The following is a 25,550-nucleotide window of genomic DNA, read 5'->3' on the forward strand; positions in this document are numbered from 1 at the left end:
GGCAAAGGGGCATATCTTTGTAGCCCGGCCAGGCAAAGCGCCGCCGGGCTACGAGTTTATTTTTGCGTTGTCTGCTTGATAGGCTTTCCTGACCAGTACCCCGCCAGCAGTGACCCAGACAGGTTATGCCATACGGAGAACAGTGCGCCCGGCAGGGCGGCCAGCGGCCCGAAGTAGATTTTCCCCAGCGCCGCGGCAAGCCCAGAGTTCTGCATGCCGACCTCAATGGCTAGCGTACGGCAGGTCGACTCATCAAAACCAAACAGACGACCGCCCCAGTAACCGCCGAGCAGGCCGATGGTGTTGTGCAGAATAACCGCGATAATCACCATAAAGCCTACGGACGCGATATGCGACGCGGAACCGGCGACCACTGCACTGATAATCGCCAGAATGCAGACCATCGAAAACGCTGGCAGATAAGGCTCTACTGCTTTCACCACGCGTGGGAACAGGTGGTGGATAACCAGACCCATAGCAATCGGGATCACCACAATCTGCAGAATGCTGAGCAGCATACCCATCACATCGACCTGAATATGCGCATTGACGTACAGGCGGGTCAGCAGCGGCGTGGCAACGACGCCAACCAGCGTGGAGACGGACGAAATAGTGACCGACAGCGCCACATCGCCCTTCGCCAGAAAGATCATCACGTTCGACGCGGTTCCGCTGGCCACGCTACCCACCAGCACCATCCCGGCGGACAGCTCCGGCGGCATATGGAACGCCAGCGCCAGCAGCCAGGCGGCGAGCGGCATCACCAGATAGTGCAGGAAAATTCCCGCCGCAACTGGCGCAGGTCGTGACAGTACGCGTTTAAAATCGTCCACCTTTAGATGCACGCCCATGCCGAACATAATCAGCATCAGCAGCGAAGGAACCAGCGGCCCAATGGGCGTGAAGGTAGTGGGAGTGAAGTAGGCAATAACAGAGAGCAGCAGCGCCCATAACGGGAACAGCCGGGTGATTACGGCGAGCATGTTGTATTCCTTGCGATTTATACACTTCATCCTTCAAGTTGCCTCTGCGTTGGCTGCGCTCTCTCACCCCAGTCACGTACTTATGTACGCTCCCGGGGATTCGCTCGCTTGCCGCCTTGATCCAACTCGAATGATTTTGTGTATATGGATGTTGTGTTGTTATAAAAAAGCCGGGTTCGAGCCCGGCTATAGTTATTGTTTATCGCGTGGTGAAATATTATTCAAATAAATTATGATGAAGTTTCTGCACCACCTGCTCGGCTTCCGCGCCCGGTACCAGGAAGCACAGGTTATAGCTGGATGCACCGTAGCAAATCATGCGGATGTTGAACGGCTCAAGCACGCCAAACACCTCTTTACCCACGCCGCAGGCTTTCGACAGGTTGTTACCAATCAACGCCACCAACGCCAGGTTCTCTTCCACTTCTACGCGGCACAGCGCCGACAGTTCCATCAGCAATGACTGCGTCAGCAGCGTGTCGCCGGTAGAAGTTGAACCGGTGGTATCCAGCGTCAGCGCAACACTCACTTCAGAGGTGGTGATCAGATCGACAGAGATGCTGTGGCGCGCCAGAATGCCGAACACTTCCGCCAGGAAGCCGCGGGAGTGCAGCATGTTCAGGCTGTGCAGGGTCAGCAGGGTCTGCTTGCGGCGCAGCGCCAGCGCGCGGAACAGCGGCGGGTTGGCGGTTTTATTGCACACCATGGTGCCGCCGGCTTTTGGATCTTTGCTGGAACCGACAAACACCGGAATATCGCTGCGAACGGCAGGCAGCAGGGTGGCCGGATGCAGCACTTTCGCGCCAAAGGTCGCCAGTTCAGCGGCCTCTTCAAAAGCGATTTCATCAATACGTTTTGCCGCTGGCACCACACGCGGGTCGGTGGTGTAGATGCCCGGCACGTCGGTCCAGATATCGACGCGGGTCGCATGCAGCGCTTCGCCCAGCAGCGCAGCGGTATAGTCGCTGCCGCCACGGCCAAGCGTGGTAGTACGGCCTTTGCCTTCGCTACCGATAAAGCCCTGGGTGATCACCAGACCTTCTTCGAGACGCGGGGCCAACTGCTGGGTGGCCAGTTCTGCCAGTGCGGCAACGTCCGGCTCGGCGCGGCCAAAGCGGTCGCTGGTACGCATCACTTTACGCACGTCAAACCACTGCGCCTGCACGTGGCGTTCACGCAGAATTTCAACAAACAGCAAGGTGGACATCAGTTCGCCGTGGCTGACCAGTTCATCGGTCAGGGCGGTGGAGGTTGCCAGAGAAGCGGCTTCCGCTAGCGTGCCGAGGTTTTCCAGCAGGCGTTCGATTTCATCGCGGATAACGGCAGGGTTGGCCAGACGTTCAAGCACGGCGTACTGAATGGCGCGGATGGCTTCCAGTTTGGCCTGGCGTTCGGCTGGCTCCAGCCCTTCGGCGAGGGCAACCAACAGGTTGGTGACGCCCGCCGAAGCAGACAGCACAACCACGCGTACGCTAGCGTCGGAGAGCACCACATCGGCGCTACGGTTCATGGCGTCAAAATCGGCCACGCTGGTGCCACCAAATTTGGCGACGACTAATGCTGTCATAATAACCTCGTGTCAGGGGAGGCCTGGTTCAGATAAACCGGGCCAGATTATTCAGCCTTGGCACAAGGGAAGAGCGAAAGACGGGTGGGCGCAGAGCGATAAACAACTACGATTTCACCCAGAAGTGCTCCACCACTTGCGAAACGCCCGACTGCGAACGTTTCTGGTGACAACCCAGGGGATTCAGCCCCTGCAGCCGATGGTGAACGCAACCTGTTGTTCACGCATCTCGGCGTTACTCCCCCTCAGGTGTTTTCACAGGATTGGTTCCTCCCACACCCTTTACCTGGGCAACGCGCCTCTTCTGGCCTGCGCACGCGCAGGTAGTACCTTTATAAATAAAGGGTTAGCGGGTAGCTTGTCAACGTTGGGGTTATGCGGATTTTTCATGCAGGCGAGCCCCACAGAAACGGGGCTTATAAAGGCTATACTTTTGTCTGTTTTCTGGGCGATTTTGTCAGCCTTAGGGGGGATAACATTAAAACCATCACAATTTTTTGTGACAGGCGCTACAATCGAGGGCAGTTTGATTCTTAAATCAGAAGGGTATTGCTAATGAAAAACATCAACCCAACGCAGACCGCTGCGTGGCAGGCACTACAGAAACACTTCGATGCCATGAAGGACGTGACCATTGCGGAACTGTTCGCTAAAGATAGCGACCGTTTCAGCAAGTTTTCCGCCACCTTCGACGATCAGATGCTGGTCGATTTCTCCAAAAACCGTATTACTGAAGAGACCCTGGCAAAACTGCTGGATCTGGCCAAAGAGACCGATCTGAGCGGTGCGATTAAGTCCATGTTCTCCGGCGAGAAAATCAACTGCACCGAAGACCGTGCCGTGCTGCACGTGGCGCTGCGTAACCGTAGCAATACCCCGATTATCGTTGATGGCAAAGACGTGATGCCGGAAGTGAACGCGGTGCTGGAGAAGATGAAAGCCTTCTCTGAGGCGATCATCTCCGGTCAGTGGAAAGGCTATACCGGCAAATCCATCACTGACGTGGTGAACATCGGTATCGGCGGCTCCGACCTCGGCCCATTCATGGTGACTGAAGCGCTGCGTCCGTACAAAAATCATCTGAATATGCACTTCGTCTCTAACGTCGATGGTACCCACATCGCCGAAGCGCTGAAGAACCTGAACCCGGAAACCACGCTGTTCCTGGTGGCGTCTAAAACCTTCACCACTCAGGAAACCATGACCAACGCCCACAGCGCGCGTGACTGGTTCCTGGCAAGCGCGGGCGATCAGAAGCACGTGGCAAAACACTTCGCCGCGCTGTCTACCAACGGTAAAGCGGTGTCCGAGTTCGGTATCGATACGGCTAACATGTTTGAGTTCTGGGACTGGGTTGGCGGCCGTTACTCTCTGTGGTCCGCGATTGGTCTGTCTATCATCCTGTCTGTAGGCTACGACAACTTCGTTGAACTGCTTTCCGGCGCACACGCGATGGATAAGCACTTCTCCACCACCCCGGCCGAGAAAAATCTGCCGGTACTGCTGGCGCTGATCGGCATCTGGTACAACAATTTTTACGGTACCGAAACTGAAGCGATTCTGCCGTACGACCAGTACATGCACCGCTTTGCCGCGTACTTCCAGCAGGGCAACATGGAGTCCAACGGTAAATACGTTGACCGTAACGGCAACAAAGTTGAGCACCAGACTGGCCCAATCATCTGGGGCGAGCCGGGCACCAACGGCCAGCACGCGTTCTATCAGCTGATCCACCAGGGCACCAAAATCGTACCATGTGATTTCATCGCCCCGGCCATCACCCACAACCCGCTGACCGACCACCATCCGAAGCTGCTGTCTAACTTCTTCGCTCAGACCGAAGCGCTGGCGTTTGGTAAATCTCGTGAAGTGGTTGAGCAGGAATACCGTGACCAGGGTAAAGATCCAGCAACCCTGGATTACGTGGTACCGTTCAAAGTGTTTGAAGGCAACCGTCCAACCAACTCCATCCTGCTGCGCGAAATTACCCCGTACAGCCTGGGTGCGCTGATTGCCCTGTACGAGCACAAAATCTTCACTCAGGGTGCAATCCTGAACATCTTCACCTTCGACCAATGGGGCGTTGAGCTGGGTAAACAGCTGGCTAACCGCATTCTGCCGGAGCTGAATGATGATAAAGCCATCGACAGCCACGATAGCTCCACCAACGGCCTGATCAACCGTTATAAATCCTGGCGCGCGTAAGGTTATATATTCTCAATGCCGGCGTAATGCCGGCATTTTTTTGTCAGATAATTCCGTATATCTCTGTTTTCTGAATTATATTGATATTGAGTATAATCCTAAATATCACCTATCCCAGGTGTGTGTTTCGGATTAACCGTATATTGCCATTTTTGTATCTTTAATTAACTGATTGTTATTTATTGATATTTTATTTTCTTATATTCCATCTTCATATTTTCCTAAAAAACCTTCTCCTATTTCCCATCACCGAATTCCGTTCATTTGGTTGTGTATACTCGATGACGCCTGAATATTTTCGGGTACATCTCCATTCATCTAATGAAGGGAATATGCATGAAGAAAATCCTCTATGGCATTTTTGCCATATCGGCGTTTGCTGCGGCAAGCGCCAGCGCGGCACCTATTGAAACAGGTGAAGCGGCTGGTGCAGCAGCAACGTCCGTGTCGGCCGGGAGTTCAACCGCCACCAGCGCCAGCACCGTAGGTTCTGCGGTCGGTATGGCGCTGGCAGCGGCTGGCGGCGATGGTTCCAACACCGGGACCACCACCACGACCAGCACGACAACGACCACCCGTACCCAGTAGTAATCGGTACGTTAATCCTAACCACACTTCGGTGTGGTTATTTCGCCCCTGGAGAAGCGTCGTGAAGCGACTTGTTATTCCCCTAATTTGCCTGTTGCTTCAGGCGTGTTCACCCAGCACCAAGGGACTGGGGAAATCGCTTTGGCAAAGCGTATCTGGTGAGTCGGGCGTGCAGCTCACCGATGACGAAATCCAGACCATGCCATACGCCAGCCAATATATGCAGCTTAACGGCGGCCCGCAGATCTTCGTGGTGCTGGCGTATTCCGAAGAAGGTCAGCAGAAATGGCTGACGCAGGACCGGGCGATGCTGGTCACTCAGCATGGACGGCTGGTGAAAACGCAGCTCGGGGGCGACAACCTGCTCACGGTGAATAACCTCGACAACGATCCCCTAGCCCGTCCGAACCAGATTACCGACGGCGCGCGCTGGACGCGGACGATGGGCTGGACCGAGCACCAGCAGGTGCGCTATGCCACCGCCACGTCCACCTTCCGCTGGGACGATAACGACACGCTGACGATGGTAGGCCAGAACACCGCGGTACGCGTGCTGGAAGAGGAGGTCACCACCTCTGAAGCGAGCTGGCGCAACCGTTACTGGGTCGATAGCGAAGGTCAAATTCGCCAGTCGGAACAGTACCTCGGCGCGGGGACGTTCCCGGTGAAAACCACGCTTATCAAGGCGGCGAAATCATGAAAAAACCGTTAATTATCGCCGCTATGCTCAGCGCTATCTCCTTTGCCGCCCTGGCGGCAGGCACCGTTGAGGTTCATATGGCGGGCGTCGAAAAGCCGCTGACCTTAACCCACGCCGAACGACTAGCCGACCTGGTAGGGCAACCGAGGCTGGCGGGAAGCTGGTGGCCCGGCGCGGTAATCACCTCTCCGCTGGCAGCCGCTAAAGCCGGGCGTGAACATCAGGCGCTGTTGGCAGAACTTGCCGCGCTGGCGGTGGATGAGGGCGGCAGCGCGGCGGGGGCGATTAATGCTCTGCGCAACCAGTTGCAGGCTATCCCGGTGACCGGACGCTTACTGGTGCCGTTGGACCCTGACACCGTGAGGGTTCACAACAAAAATAACCCGCCGCTCGAAGGCAATTACACCCTGTGGCTGGGGCGCGAGCCTTCCACCGTTACGCTGGTGGGGCTGGTGGATAAACCGGGAAAAATGCCCTTCACGCCGGGGCGCGACGCCGCCAGCTACCTCGATGATGTCAGCCTGCTCAGCGGCGCAGATCGCAGCTACGCCTGGGTGATTTACCCGGACGGGCGCACGCAAAAAGCGCCGGTGGCGTACTGGAATAAGCGGCACGTTGAACCGATGCCCGGCAGCATTCTGTTTGTCGGCTTTGCTGACTCACTGTGGACGAATAAATATGAAGCGCTGAACGCTGAAATCCTTCGCTCCCTGTCGCAGCGGAGACCTGAATAATGAAAAAAGCCTGTCTTTACAGTCTACTGGCTCTATCGGTCAGTGCGGCGTGTCATGCGGAAACTTACCCCGCACCGATTGGCCCCTCGCAGTCAGATTTTGGCGGCGTTGGCCTGCTGCAAACCCCCACGGCGCGCATGGCGCGCGACGGCGAATTCAGCCTGAACTATCGCGATAACGATCAGTACCGCTATTACTCCGCCTCCGCCCAGCTTTTCCCGTGGCTGGAAACCACGCTGCGCTACACCGACGTGCGCACCAAAGACTACAGCAGCGTAGAGGCCTTCTCCGGCTCGCAAACTTATAAAGATAAAGCCTTCGACGTGAAGCTGCGTCTGTGGGAAGAGAGCTACTGGATGCCGCAGGTGGCGGTCGGGGCGCGCGATATCGGCGGTACCGGCCTGTTTGACTCAGAGTATATCGTTGCCAGCAAAGCCTGGGGGCCGTTCGACTTTACCCTCGGCTTAGGCTGGGGCTACCTCGGTACCAGCGGCAACGCGACCAACCCGTTTTGCTCCTACAGTGACAAATACTGTTACCGCGATAATAGCTATCGCAAAGCGGGCTCGGTCGACGGCAGCCAGATGTTCCATGGCCCGGCAGCCTATTTTGGCGGTATTGAGTACCAGACGCCGTGGCAGCCGCTGCGCCTGAAGCTGGAGTATGAAGGTAACAACTACCAGCAGGACTTTGCTGGCAAGCTCGATCAGAAGAGCAAAATTAACGTTGGCGCCATTTATCGCGTTACCGACTGGGCCGACGTGAACCTGAGCTACGAGCGTGGCAATACGGTAATGTTCGGCTTTACCCTACGCACTAACTTTAACGATCTGCGTCCGTCCTATAACGACAACGCGCGCCCGACCTACCGACCTCAGCCGCAGGATCCAATCCTTCAGCATTCGGTGGTGGCGAACCAACTCACCCAGCTTAAGTACAACGCCGGATTTGCGGCACCGAATATTCAGGTGCAGGGCGACACGCTGTACGTCACCGGTGAGCAGGTGAAGTACCGTGATTCGCGTGAAGGGATCGAACGTGCCAATCGGATCATTGCCAACGATCTTCCGGAAGGGATCCGCACGATCCGCATTACCGAAACGCGGCTGAATCTGCCGGAAGTGACCACGGAAACCGATGTGGCGAGCCTGCAACGGCATCTTGCCGGGGAGCCGCTTGGCCAGGAGACGCCGCTGGAGCAAAAACGCATCGCGCCAATCGTGCCGGATAAAACCGAGCAGGGCTGGTATATCGACAAATCGCGCTTTGATTTCCATATCGACCCGGTGCTTAGCCAGTCTATCGGCGGGGCGGAAAGCTTCTATATGTACCAGGTGGGCGTAATGGGCTCGGCGGACTGGTGGGTGACCGACCACCTGCTGACCAGCGGCAGCCTGTTTGCCAACGTGGCGAACAACTACGATAAATTTAACTACACCAACCCACCGAAGGACTCAACCCTGCCGCGCGTGCGTACGCATATCCGTGAATACGTGCAGAACGATGTGTACGTGAATAACCTGCAGGCGAACTACTTCCAGTACCTGGGCAATGATTTCTACGGCCAGGTCTACGGTGGCTATCTGGAAACCATGTACGGCGGCGCGGGGGCGGAAGTGCTCTATCGCCCGGTGGACAGTAACTGGGCCTTTGGTCTGAACGCCAACTACGTGAAGCAGCGTGACTGGCGCAGCGCGCAGGACATGATGAAGTTTACCGACTACAGCGTAAAAACCGGTCATCTCACCGCCTATTGGACGCCATCGTTCGCGCAGGATGTGCTGGTGAAAGCCAGCGTCGGGCAGTATCTGGCGGGAGATAAAGGCGGTACGCTGGATATCTCGAAACACTTCGACAGCGGCATTGTGGTGGGCGCATACGCCACCATTACCAACGTTTCGGCGGACGAGTATGGCGAAGGGGAGTTCACCAAAGGGGTTTACGTGAATATCCCGATGGATCTCTTCACCTCCGGCCCAACCCGCAGCCGTGCGGTGGTCGGCTGGACGCCGCTGACGCGCGACGGCGGTCAGATGCTGGGTCGCAAGTTCGAGCTGTATAACATGACCGGCGATAAGAGCCGGAACTTCAGATAATGCTTATCCCGTAGCCCGGCCAAGCGAAGCGCCGCCGGGGATTTTTCGGCTCTGTGCCCATAGCCCCTCACCCCAACCCTCTCCCCAAAGGGGAGAGGGAGCCGTAGGTGCCACCGTCGTTACAGCAGCCGCAACAACCGCGCCGGATTCCCGGCGTACACCCCTTTTTCTTCAATGGAGCGGGTCACCACGCTGCCCGCGCCAATCACCACGCCATCGCAAATCGACACCGCAAGGATGGTCGCACCGCTGCCGATAGAAACGTTGTTGCCAATCGTAATCCGCCCCCAGCTTTCGCGGTCGGCGTTGGGCTTGCCCTCGCGGAACATATCGTTGGCAAACATCACCCCATGGCCGATAAAGCAGTCGCGTCCGACGGTGACGTACTCGCAGATAAAGGTGTGCGACTGGATTTTGCTGTTGTCGCCAATCCGCGTATTACCCTGAATCTCGACAAACGGGCCGATAAAAACGTTATCGCCAAGCGTGCAATCATAGAGGTTGGCGGGTTCGTAGATAACCACGTTTTCCCCACAGGTAACGTTGCGTGTATCGACCTGGCGAATGCTTTGCATGTACCGTCTACTCCTGATGATAAACAGATGTTGATTGTGCCAGCAGGCCACGCGCAGAGGTAAGGGATAAGGGGATAAAGTGTGCGGTGAGGCAGAGTTTAAGGTTCTCCCGTGAGGGCTGGCCATGAATACGCAGACGGTTTATGGGGCTTCAGGATGGATAAAAAAGTAGATCCAGATCACATTTCTGCGCTATACAAAGATCTCGGCCTAGAAAAAGAGGAGCTAGCCATGACGTCACTCTCTCGTCCCCGCGTTGAGTTTATCTCCACCATTCTGCAGACCGTGCTGAACCTGGGCCTGCTCAGCCTTGGCTTGATCCTGGTCGTGTTCCTCGGCAAAGAGACATTACACCTGGCGGACGTGCTGTTCGCTCCTGAGAGCACCAGCAAGTACGAGCTGGTGGAAGGGCTGGTGGTCTATTTCCTCTATTTTGAATTTATCGCCTTGATTGTGAAGTACTTCCAGTCTGGCTTTCACTTCCCGCTGCGCTACTTTGTCTATATCGGTATTACCGCGATTGTGCGGCTGATTATCGTCGACCATAAATCACCGCTGGACGTGCTGATTTACTCCGCCGCCATTCTGCTGCTGGTGATTACGCTGTGGCTGTGCAATTCGAAGCGGCTGAAACGAGAATAAAGCCCGCACATTTGTAGCCCGGTCAAGCGAAGCGCCGCCGGGAACGACTCGGAGCCTACCGATACCTGCGACAAAAAAAGGCGCTCCATAGGAGCGCCAAACAGTCACAAGTTAGGGTACGTTCAAGTTGAGGATAATAGCAGTGGCATTGCTGATGAAAATTAGCCCTTCACGCCCCCGGCCGTCAGGCCATTCACCAGCCAGCGCTGTGCCAGCAGGAAGACCACGGTAATCGGGATAGCGGAAAGTACGGCCGCTGCGGCAAAGTCACCCCACAGGTAGTTTTGCGGGTTGAGGTATTGCTGCATACCAACGGCCAGGGTGTAGCTGTTCACATCACGCAGTAGCAGTGATGCAACCGGAACTTCGGTGATCGCGGCGATAAACGACAGGATAAACACCACCGCCAGAATCGGTACCGACAGCGGCAGCAGAACCAGACGGAACGCCTGCCATGGGGTAGCGCCATCCAGCGCCGCCGCTTCTTCCAGAGAACCATCAATCGTTTCGAAGTAGCCTTTAATCGTCCAGACGTGCAGCGCGATACCGCCGAGGTAGGCGAAGATCACGCCGCCGTGGGTGTTCAGACCGATAAACGGAATGTACTGGCCCAGACGGTCAAACAACGCGTACAGGGCAACCAGCGACAGCACCGCCGGGAACATCTGGAAAATCAGCATCCCTTTCAGCAGCGTAGCTTTGCCCGGGAAGCGCATGCGGGCAAAAGCGTAGGCGCAGGTGGTGGAGAGCGTCACGATGCCAATCGCAGTGATACCGGCGATTTTCACCGAGTTCCACAGCCACAACAGGACCGGGAACGGCGGCGGCGTTACGCGCCCATCGGCGTGCTCAACGCTGAAGCCCAGCGCCAGCTTCCAGTGCTCCCAGGAGATGTTCTCCGGGATCAGGCTGCCGGTGGCGAAGTTACCTTCGCGCAGTGAAATCGCGATAACCATCAGCAGCGGGAACATAATCGCCGCAATGAAAATCAGCAGCAGAAGGTGCGTGGTAAAGAGACGCAGTTTCTGAGATTTGGGTTGTACCATAGCCATGTTCGAGTCTCCCTTAATCAAACTTCATGCGCGTGGCTTTCAGGTTCACTATCGCAAGCGCACCGACCAGCAGGAAGATAAGCGTCGCAATCGCTGCCGCCAGGCCGAAGTCCTGGCCGCCGCCGCCTTCAAAGGCGATACGGTAGGTATAGCTCACCAGCAGATCGGTATAGCCGGCCGGCGTGGTGGTGCCGAGACGGTCCGGGCCGCCGTTGGTCAACAACTGAATCAGCACGAAGTTGTTAAAGTTAAAGGCGAAGCTGGCGATCATCAGCGGCGTCAGCGGCTTAATCAGCAGCGGTAACGTAATCTTGAAGAAGTTCTGGAACGGGCCCGCGCCATCCATTGCCGAGGCTTCATACAGGTCGTCCGGAATTGCCTTCAGCAGGCCCATGCACAGGATCATCATGTACGGGTAGCCGAGCCAGGTGTTGACGATAACAATCATCGAACGCGCGGTGGTCGGGTCGCTGAACCAGGCCGGTTTGATACCGAACAGTGCGCTCAGCATCATGTTGATTTCACCAAAGCTCTGGTTGAACAGCCCTTTGAAAATCAGAATCGAGATAAACGACGGTACGGCGTACGGCAGAATCAACAGCACGCGGTAGATGGCTTTGCCCTTCAGTGATTCCCACTGTACGAGGCAGGCCAGCACCATACCGACGGCGACGGTCAGAATGACGGTCAGCACCGAGAAGACCACCGTCCAGACGAAGATAGCGAAGAACGGCTTCTGGATGCCTTCGTCGGTGAAGACGCGGGTGAAGTTGTCCCAGCCGATACCGACGGTGTAGCCAGGGCTCAGCTTCTCATCGCCCCAGGAACCGTCGGCGTTCACCGTCTGGTAGAAACCGACGTCGTTGTTAGGACGGTATTTTACGCCGCTCTGGTTGTTGGTCAGCAGGCCGTCATCGGCCAGGGTGTAGAGTGGCTGGGTGCCAGAGAACTGGCGCAGCGAGCTCATGGTGACTTTGCTTTCATCCGGCAGCACGGCGGTCAGTTGGTTCAGCGCCTGACGGTTTTGGGTGATCACGCGTAGCTGCGCGCGCTCGCTGGTCGGCAGCGCTTCAGTCTCTTTCAACTGCAGCTTCTGCTCGCCGCCAATCTTAAAGCTGTCGGAGAGGTAATTTTTGCCGCTCTCGCCGTCGGTGAGGGCCAGTTGCCACTCATCACCCGCCGGGAACAGGCTGAAGTTGTAGGTTTTGCCCGCCTGATAAGAACGGTCCATCAGCACCTGCTGGGCGCGTTCAAAGGTGAGCTGGTTGGTGCTGCTGTAGTTGGTAAAGGCGATGGCGATGGTGCAAATCAGTGGGAACAGGACGAACAGCCCCATCCCGGCCATACCAGGGTAAACGTAGCGCCAGGCGTAGGTTTTACGGTTGGCGAAAATATACAGGCCCGCTGAGCTTAAGATCAGCGTCATGATGGCGAACAGGTACTCCCCTTGTGCGTACATTAAAACTACAAGGTAACCCACCAGCAAGCCCAGCAGACCAATCACTGACCATTTCAGCGTGTCGCTTTGCCACCAATGTTTCTTTTTAATGACATCCATGGGGATCTTCCTCTACAGCGTTTGAGCTTTTCCCCTCTCCCTGAGGGAGAGGGGATAAAAACATTACTTGGTGATACGACCCTGCGCGTCCTTCAGCGCTGCATCGACGGTCTGACGACCGCTTGCGGCGTTGATGACCGCGGTACGAACGGCATACCAGAATGCAGACATCTGTGGGATGTTCGGCATGATTTCGCCTTTCTGGGCGTTATCCATGGTGGCCGCGATACGCGGATCTTTCGCTAAGGTATCCTGGAAGGATTTCAGCGCAACGGCGCCCAGCGGTTTGTCCTTGTTCACTTCTTCCAGACCCTGGTCGGTCAGCAGGTAGTTTTCGAGGAACTCTTTCGCCAGCTCTTTGTTCGGGCTCGCAGCGTTGATACCGGCGCTCAGCACGCCTACGAACGGTTTAGACGGCTTGCCTTTGAAGGTTGGCAGCAGCGTAACACCGTAGTTAACTTTGCTCTTGTCGATGTTTGACCACGCCCACGGACCGTTGATGGTCATCGCCGTTTCGCCCTTGTTGAAGGCTGCTTCCGCGATGGAGTAATCGGTATCCGCGTTCATGTGCTTGTTCTTGATAAGGTCAACCAGGAAGGTCAGGCCCGCTTTCGCGCCAGCGTTGTCCACGCCCACGTCTTTCACGTCATACTTGCCGTTTTCAAACTTGAACGCGTAACCACCGTCGGCAGCGATCAGCGGCCAGGTGAAGTACGGTTCTTGCAGGTTGAACATCAGCGCAGATTTGCCTTTCGCCTTCAGCGTCTTATCCAGCGCAGGGATCTCTTCCCAGGTTTTTGGTGGATTTGGCACGAGGTCTTTGTTGTAAATCAGCGACAGCGCTTCAACCGCGATTGGGTAAGCGATCAGCTTGCCGTTGTAGCGAACGGCATCCCAGGTGAACGGGTAGAGCTTGTCCTGGAACGCTTTGTCTGGGGTGACTTCTGCCAGGAGGCCAGACTGCGCGTAGCCGCCAAAGCGGTCATGCGCCCAGAAGATGATGTCCGGGCCGTCACCGGTCGCGGCAACCTGCGGGAATTTTTCTTCCAGCTTATCCGGGTGTTCTACGGTGACTTTAATCCCCGTATCTTTCTCAAATTTCTTACCTACCTCGGCCAGGCCGTTATAGCCTTTGTCGCCGTTGATCCAGATAACCAGCTTTCCCTCTTCAATTTTTGCCAGGGCAGAGGCGGAAAACATCATCGTGGTCAATGCGGACAGCGCGAGGATGCGAGCGCCAGTTTTAATTTTCATATATCCCGTCCTTTTCAGGTTATGTACTTGTGGATACACAGAGGTGGTTTAACGTCGATGAGTTTCCTTTTTTAGCAACCCCTTTCCATCCTCCTGGAGTCTACGCCCTAGGGGTCTGTAGTGTGATCTCCGTAACATAAATCCCCGTTATGCGTCTTGGCGCACAAAAAAAAGCGCCGTTTTTTGCAGGCCCCATCACGATTTTCGTTTTGATGAGATGTCATCGGGGGCAGAGCGCCCCTTCTCATCCTCCCGTCTCCTCCCCCATAAAAAACCGGGGGGGTGGAGGATTCACCGAATGGATGTGTACGGCATAGTCAGCCCATCTTGAATGTTTCTGTTGGTGACAAGTTGTAACGAGGGAGAAGGGCATGGCGAACGTACAGCTACGCAATGTAACGAAAGCCTGGGGCGACGTGGTGGTATCAAAAGATATCAACCTCGACATCCAGGAAGGGGAGTTCGTGGTGTTTGTCGGGCCATCCGGCTGCGGTAAATCGACGTTGCTGCGTATGATCGCGGGCCTCGAAACCATCACCAGCGGTGATTTGTTCATCGGCGAAACCCGCATGAACGATATCCCACCAGCCGAACGCGGCGTGGGCATGGTGTTCCAGTCCTACGCGCTGTATCCCCATCTGTCCGTTGCCGAAAACATGTCCTTTGGCCTGAAGCTGGCCGGTGCCAAAAAAGAGATTATCAACCAGCGCGTGACCCAGGTCGCTGAAGTGCTGCAGTTAGCCCATCTTCTGGAGCGTAAACCGAAAGCGCTCTCCGGCGGTCAGCGCCAGCGTGTGGCGATTGGTCGTACGCTGGTGGCCGAGCCGCGCGTCTTCCTGCTGGATGAACCCCTTTCTAACCTGGACGCCGCGCTGCGCGTTCAGATGCGTATTGAAATCTCCCGTCTGCACAAACGGTTAGGCCGCACGATGATTTACGTCACCCACGATCAGGTTGAAGCGATGACGCTGGCCGACAAAATCGTGGTGCTGGACGCCGGTCGCGTCGCGCAGGTCGGGAAACCGCTGGAACTGTATCACTACCCGGCAGACCGCTTCGTTGCAGGCTTCATTGGCTCGCCGAAGATGAACTTCCTGCCGGTCAAAGTCACCGCGACCGCCATCGACCAGGTGCAGGTCGAGCTGCCGAACCGTCAGCAGATCTGGCTCCCGGTGGAGAGTAACAACGTTCAGGTTGGCGCCAACATGTCATTGGGCATTCGCCCGGAACACCTGCTGCCGAGCCACATCGCCGATGTGACGCTGGAAGGGGTGGTCAACGTTGTCGAGCAGCTTGGTCACGAAACGCAAATTCATATCCAGATCCCTGCCATCCGTCAAAACCTGGTCTATCGCCAGAACGACGTGGTGTTGGTTGAAGAGGGAGCCACATTCGCTATCGGTTTGCCGCCAGAGCGCTGTCATCTGTTCCGTGAGGATGGCACCGCATGTCGTCGGCTGCACAAAGAGCCAGGCGTTTAACGAAGTCCCATAAAACAAAACAAGCATGAAGCTCTTACATCGCCAGCGATAAGGCAAGAAGGGTGGAATGTTCAAGAAAAGCAATGATCTCAGGAGATAGAATGATGATTACTCTGCGCAAACTCCCCGTGGCGGTTGCCGTCGCAGCAGGCATTATGTCTGCTCAGGCAATGGCCGTAGATTTCCATGGTTACGCGCGTTCCGGCATTGGCTGGACGGGCAGCGGCGGTGAACAACAGTGCTTCCAGGCAACCGGTGCCGGCAGTAAATACCGTCTCGGTAACGAATGTGAAACCTATGCTGAAATTAAATTAGGTCAGGAAGTGTGGAAAGAGGGCGATAAGAGCTTCTACTTCGACACCAACGTGGCTTACTCCGTAGCACAGCAGAACGACTGGGAAGCCACTGACCCAGCGTTCCGTGAAGCGAACGTCCAGGGTAAAAACCTGATTGAATGGCTTCCAGGCTCCACCATCTGGGCCGGTAAGCGCTTCTACCAGCGTCATGACGTTCACATGATCGACTTCTACTACTGGGATATTTCTGGTCCTGGTGCTGGTATCGAAAACGTTGACCTGGGCTTCGGTAAACTGTCTCTGGCAGCGACTCGTTCTCAGGAAGCTGGCGGTTCTTACATCTTCACCAGCAACGATATCTATAGCAAATACAAAGACACCGCGAACGACGTCTTCGACGTCCGTTTAGCCGGTCTGGAAACCAACCCGGACGGCGTGCTGGAGTTGGGCGTTGACTACGGTCGTGCGAATAAAACTGACGGCTATAGCTTCGCAGATGGCGCGTCTAAAGACGGCTGGATGTTCACCGCTGAGCATACCCAGAGCATGCTGAAGGGCTACAACAAATTTGTGGTTCAGTACGCGACTGATGCCATGACCACTCTGGGCAAAGGTATTCCTCAGGGCTCCTTCACCGGCAACAGCTACGATAAAGATGTCGAAATTGGTTCTGTAGATAACAAAATCAACAACAACGGTGACATGTGGCGTGTTCTCGACCACGGTGCAATCTCCCTGGGTGAGAAAGTTGACCTGATGTACGTTGGTATGTACCAGAACGTCGATCGTGATGACGGCAACGGCACCAAGTGGTGGACCGTCGGTGTTCGTCCTATGTACAAATGGACGCCAATCATGAGCACCCTGATGGAAGTTGGTTACGACAACGTCAAGTCTCAGAAAACGGGCGACACCAACAATCAGTACAAAATCACCCTGGCGCAACAGTGGCAGGCGGGCGACAGCATCTGGTCCCGCCCAGCAATCCGCGTATTCGCAACCTATGCGAAGTGGGATGAGAAATGGGGTTATGACAACGGTATTGCAAAAGCAGATACCAGCGCGAAAACCTACAGCCGTGGCGACAGCGATGAGTGGTCCTTCGGTGCTCAGATGGAAATCTGGTGGTAATTCAGCACTAACCTGAAGCAATAAACTGACGAGGGGCGAAAGCCCCTCTGTTCCGTAAGGTTTAGCGCGCTATTGCCTGGCTACCGCTAGACTGACGATTTCTGAGGTCATCATAATGAAAATGAAAAAAAGTCTCGTTGCTCTGTGCTTATCCGCTGGATTGCTGGCGAGCGTTCCGGGCATCAGCCTTGCGGACGTCAACTATGTGCCGCAAAACACCAGCGCCGCGCCAACTATCCCGACCTCGGCCCTCCAGCAGCTGACCTGGACGCCGGTCGATCAATCTAAAGTGCAGTCCACCCAAATTTCTACCGGTGGTCAGAGCCTGAACGTACCGGGCATCACCGGTAACGTCGTGGCCTACAGCGTGCCGGCCAATATTGGCGAACTCACGCTGACGCTGACCAGCGAAGTGAACAAACAAACCAACGTCTTTGCGCCGAACGTGCTGATTCTCGATCAGAACATGACGCCTTCTGCTTTCTTCCCAAGCAGCTACTTTACCTATCAGGCACCGGGCGTGATGAGCGCCGACCGTCTGGAAGGCGTTATGCGCCTGACCCCTGCACTGGGCCAGCAAAAGCTGTACGTCCTGGTCTTTACCACGGATAAAGATCTCCAGCAGACCACTACATTGCTGGATCCGGCTAAAGCCTACGCCAAAGGCACCGGCAACGCGGTACCGGATATCCCAGACCCGGTGGCAAAACACACCACTGACGGCCTCGTGAAGCTGAAGGTAAAAACCAACAGCAGCTCCAGCGTGCTGGTAGGCCCACTGTTTGGCTCCTCCGGCCCTGCACCGGTCACCGTGGGTAACACCGCAAGTGCGCCTGCCGCCGCTCCGGTGGTTGCGCCAGTCGCGGCTCCAGCGGCGAAAGCTGAGCCGATGCTGGATGACACGGAAACCTACTTCAACAACGGTATTAAACAGGCGGTAGCGAAAGGGGATATCGACAAAGCCCTGAAGCTGATGAATGAAGCCGAACGCCTGGGCTCGAAATCTGCTCGTTCCACCTTTATCGGCGCTGTAAAAGGCAAGGGGTAAGCTTTACCCCGCAGCGCCGATGTTTAGGCGAAGCCTTTTGGTGTGCCCATCCGGGCACGCCATTTTTCTACACTCCATAGCGTGACAACAAACTGTTGCACTGCTGTTGCGCTAATGATCGTATTTGACCATTCCTGCACCCCCTCCCGCTGTGTTCTGCGATACAATGGCCAGAAGCTATGTATTGGAGAGACAGGCATGTCGCACCCCGCACTGACGCAACTCCGCGCGCTGCGCTATTTTGACGTCATTCCCCCGCTCGAATCGGCACAGCGTGACTGGCTGATGCTGGAAGATTCCATGACCAAACGGTTTGAGCAGTTCGGGAAAACCGTTAGCGTCACGCTGCTGAATGAAGCCTTCGTGGGCCGGGACGCGCTGGACGGTGAGCAGCATTTGTTGCCGGATGAACCTCGCTATTGGCTGCGAGAAATATTATTGTGCGTGGGCGACGAACCCTGGCTTGCCGGGCGTACCGTAGTGCCGGAGTCGACGCTGTGCGGCCCGGAGCTGGCGCTACAGCAACTGGGGCAAACGCCGCTCGGGCGCTATCTGTTTACGTCATCGACGTTGACCCGGGATTTTATCGAAATAGGGTGTCATGATGCGCTGTGGGGGCGACGTTCCCGCCTGCGTCTGAGCGGTAAACCGCTGCTGCTGACGGAGCTTTTTTTACCCGCATCGCCGCTGTACTAAGAGGAAGAAGAAAAATGGAGTGGAGTCTTAGGTCGAATAAGCTGCTCGCTTACCATCGACTCATGCGTACGGACAAACCGATTGGCGCGCTATTGCTGCTGTGGCCGACGCTGTGGGCGCTATGGGTGGCTTCCCCAGGCGTGCCGCCGCTGTGGATCCTGGCGGTGTTTGTCGCCGGCGTCTGGCTGATGCGCGCCGCGGGCTGCGTGGTGAATGACTATGCGGATCGCAAATTTGACGGCCACGTAAAGCGCACCGCTAATCGGCCGCTGCCGAGCGGGGCGGTGACGGAGAAAGAGGCCCGTACGCTGTTTATCGTGCTGGTGCTGCTCTCCTTCATACTGGTGCTGACCCTCAACACCATGACTATCCTGCTGTCGATTGCCGCGCTGGCATTGGCGTGGGTTTACCCGTTTATGAAGCGCTATACCCATCTGCCGCAGGTGGTGCTAGGCGCGGCGTTCGGCTGGTCTATCCCGATGGCCTTTTCCGCCGTCAGCGAAACGCTGCCGCTGAGCTGCTGGCTGATGCTGCTGGCTAACATCCTGTGGGCGGTGGCCTACGACACACAGTACGCGATGGTTGACCGCGACGACGATGTGAAAATCGGCATTAAATCGACGGCGATTCTATTCGGCGATAACGACCGCCTGATTATCGGTATTCTGCAGGCGTGCGTGCTGGGGCTGATGGCGCTTATCGGCTGGCTGAACGGTCTGCATTGGGAGTTTTACTGGTCAATTCTGATTGCTGGCGCGCTGTTTGTTTACCAGCAGAAGCTGATTCGCCACCGCGAACGTGGGCCATGCTTCCAGGCGTTTCTGAATAATAACTACGTGGGGCTGGTGTTGTTTATTGGCCTGGCGATGAGTTACTGGCAGATCTGATACAGGTATTGCCGGATGGCGGCGTGCCGCCTCGTCCGGGCTACGATATCAATACATAAAAAAATCCCCGGTCTCAGCCGGGGATTTTTGTTTTTACTGCGCCGCCTCTTCCTGCGTCACGCTCTCAATCGTCAAGCGCACGTCCGAGGTAATCAGGTTTGCCATCATCTGGTACACCTTCATCGTCTCTTCCGGCTCGGCGTCGCCGCTGTCGCTGATATAGCCTTCATCGCGCAGGGTTAACACCAGAGAAGAGAACACCGCTTTATCGAAGAACTCCGGCGAGTTGATACCGTGCAGCACCGAGAGACGCTGAGCCAGCGTCCGGCTCTCTTTCTCCAGCGTACTGCGGTTCATCGACGGGTTGCCGCTCAGCAGCCAGAAGGTGATCGCATAACGCTGCAGCGTTTCGCGTGCGCCGGCAGCCAGCAGCTGCAGGGTGCGGGAGTGGGAAGCGTTGATACGCAGCTCGTCGTTGTGCTCGGTAAGCATCTCCTGACGAACCATCTCCGCAATCAGCGTATCGATAACCGCTGGCAGCTCCGCGCGATCCCAGCGCAGGAACAGTTCGGCTTTCAGCATCGGATACAGCGTATCGATAATGCTCAGCACCTGCTCGCGGGAAATCTCGCGATGCTGGGTCATAATCGATGCCAGCAGCGACGGCATGATCAGCATATGCGCGATGTTGTTGCGGTAGTAGGTCATCAGCACCGCCTGCTCGCGCGGCAGAATGATGATGTCGCCGATGGTGTCCTTCTCGACTTCGAACTTGTTCATCTGCAGCGCGTGATCGATAAGCTCGCTGGCAGAAGACGTTGGAGCCGTCGCATCAGGCGCATACGGTGCGTTACGCAGCAGCGCCAGATAGCAATCGAGCTGCTGAGTCAGCTGCTCGCGCGTCAGTGAACGCTGACGAGAAGCCAGCAGCGCGGTACAGCACAGGTTCATGGCGTTTGCCGCGCCTGCGTTGTTGATACGCACCATCAGCTCAGCCGCCATCTTGTTGACGGTCGGCGTCAGCCAGGCAGGACGCACGGCTTCGATCGGGTCGATAGACTCGCGCCACTCCGGCACATGGTGGTTCAGATAGGTCATCAGCGGCATCGGTTCGCCGAAGTTGACGTAGCCCTGGCCCAGATTACGCAGCTTGCTCAAGCCGCGCAGCATCTGCGGTAAGCTCTCTTTCTCTTTGGTCGCGCCGCGCAGCTCTTTCGCGTAGGTGCCCACTTCCATCACATGTTCGTAGCCGATATAAATTGGCACTAATGTGATAGGACGGGAACCGCCGCGCAGCATCGCCTGAATGGTCATCGACAGGGTGCCGGTTTTCGGATCCAGCAGACGACCGGTACGGGAACGCCCGCCTTCCACAAAGTACTCCACGGAGTAACCGCGGCTGAACAGCTCGCCGAGGTATTCGCGGAACACGGTGGAATAGAGCTTATTACCCTTAAAGGTACGGCGAATAAAGAAGGCGCCCAGGCGGCGGAAAATCGGGCCTGCTGGCCAGAAGTTCAGGTTGATACCGGCGGCGATATGCGGCGGCACCAGCCCCTGGTGATAGAGCACGTAAGAGAGCAGCAGGTAGTCCATGTGGCTGCGGTGACACGGCACATAGACAATTTCATGCCCGTCGTGCGCCAGCTGGCGTACGCGCTCGGCGTTGTGAACGTTAATGCCCTGGTACAAACGGTTCCAGGTGAAGCTGAGGATACGGTCGGTCAGACGAATCATCTCGTAGGAGAAGTTCGCGGCGATCTCTTCCATCAGCGCAATGGCGTTCTGCTGCGCTTTCTCGTGGGAAATTTTCTTGCTGCGCGCTTCGTCCTCCACCGCTTTGGCGATTGCTTTTGACGCCAGCAGCTTCTTGAACAGGTCATGACGAGCAGGCAGACGCGGGCCGACCGCCGCCAGACGCTGACGAGCAAAGTGCATACGCGCGACGCGAGCCAGTTTCTGGGCGATAGTTTTATCGGTACCGTGTTCGTCAGCCATGCGGCGCAGAGAGACGGAAGGCGAGAAGCGGACAAAACTGTCGCGGCCAAGCCAGGAGACGGCAAAGAACTTCTGGAAGCCGTTCAGCATACGCAGCGGCGGGTTAACTTCGCCTTTTTCGCGTCCTGGGGAGCGACCAAACATCACCGATACCGGCACCATTTGCACATCCAGGTCAGGATTGCTGCGGTGCAAGTCGAGATAGTCGTGGAACAGTTTGATCGACTCTTCTTTCGGCGTGTAGTAAGTGAACACGCGCGGGCCGCCGTGGATAAAGACGTAGCGCGGCAGCAGCGTACCGTCGATCTCAAGCGGTTCAAGCGGGTCGGGTAAATCGTGCGCCAGGCACTGAGCGCGCAGCGTCAGCAAGTCAGCCTTAGAGTTATAAGGCAGGACGTACATAATAGGACGCGACGTATCAAGCCCCAATTCCTGGGCAGGTTGTGCCGGAATAGACTTGCTCTTTACCAGAACACTTAATGGTAAATTCAGTAATTTGTAGTAAATTCGTGGCCAGCCGGACATAAACGATGTAAAGCCTCTGGTTAATCATGCAAATGCGCGGCAAGAATATCAGAAAGTCCGTAAAATTTCTGTTCTACCGCCTCATAACAAGCATTGTCATTGACGTAAAAACGAAAAAGGTTCTTGAGATGGCCAATAATACCACTGGGATTACCCGAATCATCAAAGCTGCGGGCTATTCCTGGAAAGGATTCCGCGCGGCGTGGATCAATGAAGCGGCGTTCCGCCAGGAAGGGGTTGCCTCTGTTATCGCGATTATTATCGCCTGCTGGCTGGATGTCGATGCCATCACCCGTGTCCTGCTCATCGGGTCCGTCCTTTTGGTGATGATAGTGGAAATTCTCAATAGTGCACTGGAAGCAGTCGTTGACCGTATCGGCTCTGATTATCACGAGCTCTCCGGCCGGGCGAAAGACATGGGTTCGGCGGCGGTTCTGCTGTCTATTTTCGTGGCGGTGTTCACCTGGGCGACGCTGCTGTGGTCTCATTTTCACTAAAGTCGTGAAAACTGCCTGATTTCGTGAGTTTTATGGTTCCAAAATAGGCAGTAGCTGTATATACTCACAGCATAACTGTATATACACCCAGGGGGCGGAATGAAAGCGTTAACGACCAGGCAGCAAGAGGTGTTTGATCTCATTCGGGATCACATCAGCCAGACGGGCATGCCGCCAACGCGTGCGGAAATTGCTCAGCGCTTGGGGTTCCGTTCCCCGAACGCAGCTGAAGAGCATCTGAAAGCGCTGGCGCGTAAAGGCGTCCTTGAGATTGTTTCAGGCGCTTCTCGCGGTATCCGCCTGCTGGTAGAAGAAGAAGAGGGCCTGCCGCTGGTAGGCCGCGTCGCGGCGGGCGAACCGCTGCTGGCGCAGCAGCACATCGAAGGTCACTACCAGGTTGACCCGTCCCTGTTTAAGCCGAGCGCGGATTTCCTGCTGCGCGTCAGCGGTATGTCGATGAAAGACATCGGTATTATGGATGGCGACCTGCTCGCCGTGCATAAAACCCAGGACGTGCGTAACGGCCAGGTTGTGGTCGCGCGTATCGACGAAGAGGTGACGGTAAAACGCCTGAAAAAACAGGGTAACGTCGTCGAACTGCTGCCGGAAAACAGCGAATTTAAGCCTATCGTGGTCGATCTGCGTCAGCAGAACTTCTCCATCGAAGGGCTGGCCGTTGGCGTTATCCGCAACGGCGAGTGGCTGTAACTCTCCCCCCATTCTAATGGCTGCGATACTTCCGCTATCGCAGCCTTTTTTCGTTCTGGTCAAAACTCATGCCGCTACTTACTCACGCTGATAAGGCGCTGTGGCGCCTTGCGCTGCCGATGATCTTCTCCAACATTACCGTGCCGTTGCTGGGCCTGGTCGACACCGCCGTTATCGGCCATCTCGATAGCCCCGTCTATCTGGGCGGCGTAGCCATTGGCGCCACGGCAACCAGCTTTCTGTTTATGCTGCTGCTGTTTTTGCGCATGAGTACCACCGGGCTCACGGCGCAGGCGTTTGGCGCGAGGAACCCGCAGGCGCTGGCCCGCGCGCTGGTGCAGCCGCTTATGCTGGCACTGGGCGCCGGGCTGCTGATCATTCTTTTCAAAACGCCGCTGATTAACCTGGCGCTCTCCATCGTTGGCGGCAGCGGCGAAGTGCTGGAGCAGGCGCGGCGCTTCCTTGATATCCGCTGGCTCAGTGCCCCCGCATCGCTGGCGAACCTGGTGCTGCTTGGCTGGCTGCTGGGCGTGCAGTACGCCCGTGCGCCGGTCGTGCTGCTGGTGGTGGGGAACGTACTGAATATCGTGCTCGACCTGTGGCTGGTGATGGGGCTGCATATGAACGTGCAGGGTGCGGCGCTGGCAACGGTGATTGCCGAATACGCTACGCTGCTGGTGGGTCTGGGGATGGCGCGCAAGGTGCTGGTGATGCGCGGGATCTCGTGGGCGATGCTGAAAACGGCCTGGCAGGGCGATTTTCGCCGCCTGCTGGCGCTCAATCGCGACATCATGCTGCGCTCGCTGCTGCTTCAGCTCTGCTTCGGCGCGGTGACCGTCTTCGGCGCCCGTCTGGGCAGCGAAGTGGTGGCGGTGAACGCGGTGCTGATGACCATGCTGACCTTCACCGCCTACGCGCTGGACGGTTTTGCCTACGCGGTGGAAGCCCACTCCGGGCAGGCCTATGGCGCGCGCGACGGCAGTAAGCTGCTGGCGGTATGGCGCGCAGCATGCCGCCAGGCGGGCGTCGTGGCGCTGGCGTTTGCGCTGATTTACGCCCTTCTGGGTGAACATATTGTGGCGCTGCTGACGTCGCTGCCTGAGCTACGGCAGCTTGCCGACCGTTATGTGCTCTGGCAGGCGGTGCTGCCGGTGATTGGCGTGTGGTGCTATCTGCTGGACGGAATGTTTATCGGCGCCACTCGCGGCGCGGAGATGCGTAACAGTATGGCGGTGGCTGCCGCCGGGTTTGCGCTCACCATGCTGGCGTTGCCGCTGCTTGGCAACCACGGACTGTGGCTGGCGCTCGCCGTATTCCTTGCGCTGCGCGGGTTGTCGCTGGCCTTTATCTGGCGCCGCCACTGGAAAAACAACAGCTGGTTTGCCTGACAAAATGGTTAAAGATTCCGAATAATGAAATGACCTCAGAATGACTGACTACAATTAACCTCACGCTTAGCGAAAAAGATGTCTTTCCTGAAACATCGGTTTTGCTATTCACTCACTGACGATCGAGGATTCGATGATGAATAAAGACGAAGTCGGCGGTAACTGGAAACAGGTTAAAGGTAAAGTGAAAGAGCAATGGGGCAAACTGACCGATGATGATATGACGGTGATCGAAGGCAAACGCGATCAGCTGGTCGGTAAAATTCAGGAACGCTACGGCTACGCGAAAGATCAGGCCGAGAAAGAGGTGGATAGCTGGGACAAACGCCACAACCACCGCTGGTAATAACGTCCTCCTGCCCGTGCGTACAAGGAAGTACGCTCCCCCTGTTTAGCGCCTGCTAGCGGGATTTCTTCTTAATCTGAATGGTATGGTCGTGATGACAGTGTTCGTGCGCGCTGCACGCTTCCACTTCCACGCAGGCCGAACACAGCCCGTGTGCTTCAATCACGTTGTGACGCAGGGCAAAGCCCATTTTGGCCGCCAGCGCATGCATAATGTCTTCCACCCCTTCCGCACACTCTTCCTTCACCACGCCGCAGCGATCGCAGATAAACATGGCGGAGGTGTGAGTTGGCTGATCGAACAGATGGCAGAGCACGTAGCTGTTGGCTGATTCGACCTTATGCACGAAGCCTTGTTCGAGCAAAAACTCCAGCGCGCGATAAACCGTCGGCGGTTTAGCCTGGGGCTCTTTAACGCGCAGCAGGTCAAGCAGGTCGTAGGCGCTAATCGCCCCTTCCTGAAGACTCATCAGACGCAGCACTTCCAGACGTTGCGGAGTCAGGCGCACGCCGCGTTGCGCACACAGCTTTTCAGCCTGCGCTAACAGTTCTTGCGTAGTGGTCTTATCCATTGGCGTCCTCGGGTTACGGGTGAA

Annotated in this window: 23 protein-coding genes and 1 riboswitch; of the genes, 15 read left to right on the forward strand and 8 right to left on the reverse strand. The window is 56.4% G+C overall.

Annotated elements, in window-relative coordinates; genetic code table 11:
- Window positions 1-56: 56 nt before the first annotated feature.
- Window positions 57-983 (reverse strand): ketopantoate/pantoate/pantothenate transporter PanS, encoded by a 927-nt coding sequence (gene panS, locus HII27_RS13915; protein WP_185668433.1) that lies wholly within the window; start codon window positions 981-983, stop codon window positions 57-59.
- Between the two features lie 217 nt (window positions 984-1,200).
- Window positions 1,201-2,550 carry a lysine-sensitive aspartokinase 3 gene (lysC, locus tag HII27_RS13920; protein ID WP_185668434.1) on the reverse strand — a complete coding sequence of 450 codons (1,350 nt, stop codon included), beginning with the start codon at window positions 2,548-2,550 and terminating at the stop codon, window positions 1,201-1,203.
- Window positions 2,551-2,664: 114 nt separating this feature from the next.
- A riboswitch (Lysine riboswitch) is annotated at window positions 2,665-2,862 on the reverse strand.
- A 243-nt stretch (window positions 2,863-3,105) separates the two neighbouring features.
- On the opposite strand from lysC, the gene pgi reads away from it, so the two are divergent.
- From pgi to HII27_RS13945, 5 genes are all read left to right on the forward strand, one after another.
- The gene (gene pgi / locus HII27_RS13925; RefSeq protein ID WP_185668435.1) at window positions 3,106-4,755 is read left to right on the forward strand and encodes a glucose-6-phosphate isomerase; all 1,650 of its coding nucleotides are present in this window, start codon (window positions 3,106-3,108) and stop codon (window positions 4,753-4,755) included.
- A gap of 336 nt (window positions 4,756-5,091) precedes the next feature.
- Window positions 5,092-5,343 (forward strand): exopolysaccharide production protein YjbE, encoded by a 252-nt coding sequence (yjbE, locus tag HII27_RS13930; RefSeq protein WP_035895200.1) that lies wholly within the window; start codon window positions 5,092-5,094, stop codon window positions 5,341-5,343.
- A gap of 61 nt (window positions 5,344-5,404) precedes the next feature.
- Entirely contained in the window at window positions 5,405-6,043 is a 639-nt protein-coding gene (locus HII27_RS13935; protein ID WP_317983852.1) for a YjbF family lipoprotein, read from the forward strand.
- Complete coding sequence (locus HII27_RS13940) at window positions 6,040-6,777, forward strand: capsule biosynthesis GfcC family protein (RefSeq protein ID WP_185668437.1); 738 nt, start codon at window positions 6,040-6,042, stop codon at window positions 6,775-6,777. The genes HII27_RS13935 and HII27_RS13940 overlap by 4 nt, the downstream gene beginning before the upstream one ends.
- Entirely contained in the window at window positions 6,777-8,873 is a 2,097-nt protein-coding gene (locus HII27_RS13945; RefSeq protein WP_185668438.1) for a YjbH domain-containing protein, read from the forward strand. The genes HII27_RS13940 and HII27_RS13945 overlap by 1 nt, the downstream gene beginning before the upstream one ends.
- Window positions 8,874-8,992: 119 nt before the next feature.
- Here the strand turns inward: HII27_RS13945 and HII27_RS13950 are convergent, their stop codons facing one another.
- Window positions 8,993-9,448: an acyltransferase gene (locus tag HII27_RS13950; RefSeq protein WP_185668439.1), complete on the reverse strand. Its 456-nt coding sequence runs from the start codon at window positions 9,446-9,448 to the stop codon at window positions 8,993-8,995.
- Window positions 9,449-9,679: 231 nt separating this feature from the next.
- Here HII27_RS13950 and psiE point away from each other — a divergent pair, with 231 nt between their 5' ends.
- Complete coding sequence (gene psiE, locus HII27_RS13955; RefSeq protein WP_035896861.1) at window positions 9,680-10,090, forward strand: phosphate-starvation-inducible protein PsiE; 411 nt, start codon at window positions 9,680-9,682, stop codon at window positions 10,088-10,090.
- 161 nt (window positions 10,091-10,251) lie between these two features.
- Here the strand turns inward: psiE and malG are convergent, their stop codons facing one another.
- The 3 genes from malG to malE all read right to left on the reverse strand — a co-directional run bounded on the left by malG (window position 10,252) and on the right by malE (window position 13,954).
- Window positions 10,252-11,142 carry a maltose ABC transporter permease MalG gene (malG, locus tag HII27_RS13960; RefSeq protein WP_185668440.1) on the reverse strand — a complete coding sequence of 297 codons (891 nt, stop codon included), beginning with the start codon at window positions 11,140-11,142 and terminating at the stop codon, window positions 10,252-10,254.
- A gap of 13 nt (window positions 11,143-11,155) precedes the next feature.
- Window positions 11,156-12,700 (reverse strand): maltose ABC transporter permease MalF, encoded by a 1,545-nt coding sequence (malF, locus tag HII27_RS13965; protein WP_185668441.1) that lies wholly within the window; start codon window positions 12,698-12,700, stop codon window positions 11,156-11,158.
- A gap of 63 nt (window positions 12,701-12,763) precedes the next feature.
- Window positions 12,764-13,954, reverse strand: a complete 1,191-nt coding sequence (gene malE, locus HII27_RS13970) for a maltose/maltodextrin ABC transporter substrate-binding protein MalE (protein WP_185668442.1) — start codon at window positions 13,952-13,954, stop codon at window positions 12,764-12,766.
- 371 nt (window positions 13,955-14,325) lie between these two features.
- Between malE and malK the strand changes: the two genes are divergently transcribed.
- The 5 genes from malK (at window position 14,326) to ubiA (ending at window position 19,493) form a co-directional block, all read left to right on the forward strand.
- Window positions 14,326-15,435 (forward strand): maltose/maltodextrin ABC transporter ATP-binding protein MalK, encoded by a 1,110-nt coding sequence (gene malK, locus HII27_RS13975; RefSeq protein WP_185668443.1) that lies wholly within the window; start codon window positions 14,326-14,328, stop codon window positions 15,433-15,435.
- A gap of 101 nt (window positions 15,436-15,536) precedes the next feature.
- Complete coding sequence (locus tag HII27_RS13980) at window positions 15,537-16,862, forward strand: maltoporin (RefSeq protein WP_185668444.1); 1,326 nt, start codon at window positions 15,537-15,539, stop codon at window positions 16,860-16,862.
- Window positions 16,863-16,977: 115 nt separating this feature from the next.
- Entirely contained in the window at window positions 16,978-17,910 is a 933-nt protein-coding gene (malM, locus tag HII27_RS13985; RefSeq protein ID WP_185668445.1) for a maltose operon protein MalM, read from the forward strand.
- 198 nt (window positions 17,911-18,108) lie between these two features.
- On the forward strand, window positions 18,109-18,606 hold the full coding sequence (gene ubiC, locus HII27_RS13990) for a chorismate lyase (RefSeq protein WP_185668446.1): 498 nt from the start codon (window positions 18,109-18,111) through the stop codon (window positions 18,604-18,606).
- Window positions 18,607-18,620: 14 nt separating this feature from the next.
- Window positions 18,621-19,493, forward strand: coding sequence for a 4-hydroxybenzoate octaprenyltransferase (ubiA, locus tag HII27_RS13995; protein WP_185668447.1), 873 nt, complete (start codon window positions 18,621-18,623; stop codon window positions 19,491-19,493).
- Between the two features lie 93 nt (window positions 19,494-19,586).
- On the opposite strand, the gene plsB is transcribed toward ubiA, so the two are convergent.
- A complete protein-coding gene (gene plsB, locus HII27_RS14000; RefSeq protein WP_185668448.1) occupies window positions 19,587-22,016 on the reverse strand; it encodes a glycerol-3-phosphate 1-O-acyltransferase PlsB in 2,430 nt (809 codons plus the stop codon).
- A 128-nt stretch (window positions 22,017-22,144) separates the two neighbouring features.
- Between plsB and HII27_RS14005 the strand changes: the two genes are divergently transcribed.
- From HII27_RS14005 to HII27_RS14020, 4 genes are all read left to right on the forward strand, one after another.
- On the forward strand, window positions 22,145-22,513 hold the full coding sequence (locus HII27_RS14005; protein WP_185668449.1) for a diacylglycerol kinase: 369 nt from the start codon (window positions 22,145-22,147) through the stop codon (window positions 22,511-22,513).
- Between the two features lie 99 nt (window positions 22,514-22,612).
- Window positions 22,613-23,221: a transcriptional repressor LexA gene (gene lexA, locus HII27_RS14010; RefSeq protein WP_035897335.1), complete on the forward strand. Its 609-nt coding sequence runs from the start codon at window positions 22,613-22,615 to the stop codon at window positions 23,219-23,221.
- Window positions 23,222-23,289: 68 nt separating this feature from the next.
- Window positions 23,290-24,609: an MATE family efflux transporter DinF gene (gene dinF / locus HII27_RS14015; RefSeq protein ID WP_185668450.1), complete on the forward strand. Its 1,320-nt coding sequence runs from the start codon at window positions 23,290-23,292 to the stop codon at window positions 24,607-24,609.
- Between the two features lie 136 nt (window positions 24,610-24,745).
- Entirely contained in the window at window positions 24,746-24,955 is a 210-nt protein-coding gene (locus HII27_RS14020; protein WP_035897337.1) for a CsbD family protein, read from the forward strand.
- A gap of 55 nt (window positions 24,956-25,010) precedes the next feature.
- Here the strand turns inward: HII27_RS14020 and zur are convergent, their stop codons facing one another.
- Window positions 25,011-25,526: a zinc uptake transcriptional repressor Zur gene (gene zur / locus HII27_RS14025; RefSeq protein WP_035897338.1), complete on the reverse strand. Its 516-nt coding sequence runs from the start codon at window positions 25,524-25,526 to the stop codon at window positions 25,011-25,013.
- Window positions 25,527-25,550 lie beyond the last annotated feature (24 nt).

It is taken from the genome of Kluyvera sichuanensis (assembly GCF_014218705.1).
In the GTDB taxonomy this organism is placed as follows: domain Bacteria; phylum Pseudomonadota; class Gammaproteobacteria; order Enterobacterales; family Enterobacteriaceae; genus Kluyvera; species Kluyvera sichuanensis.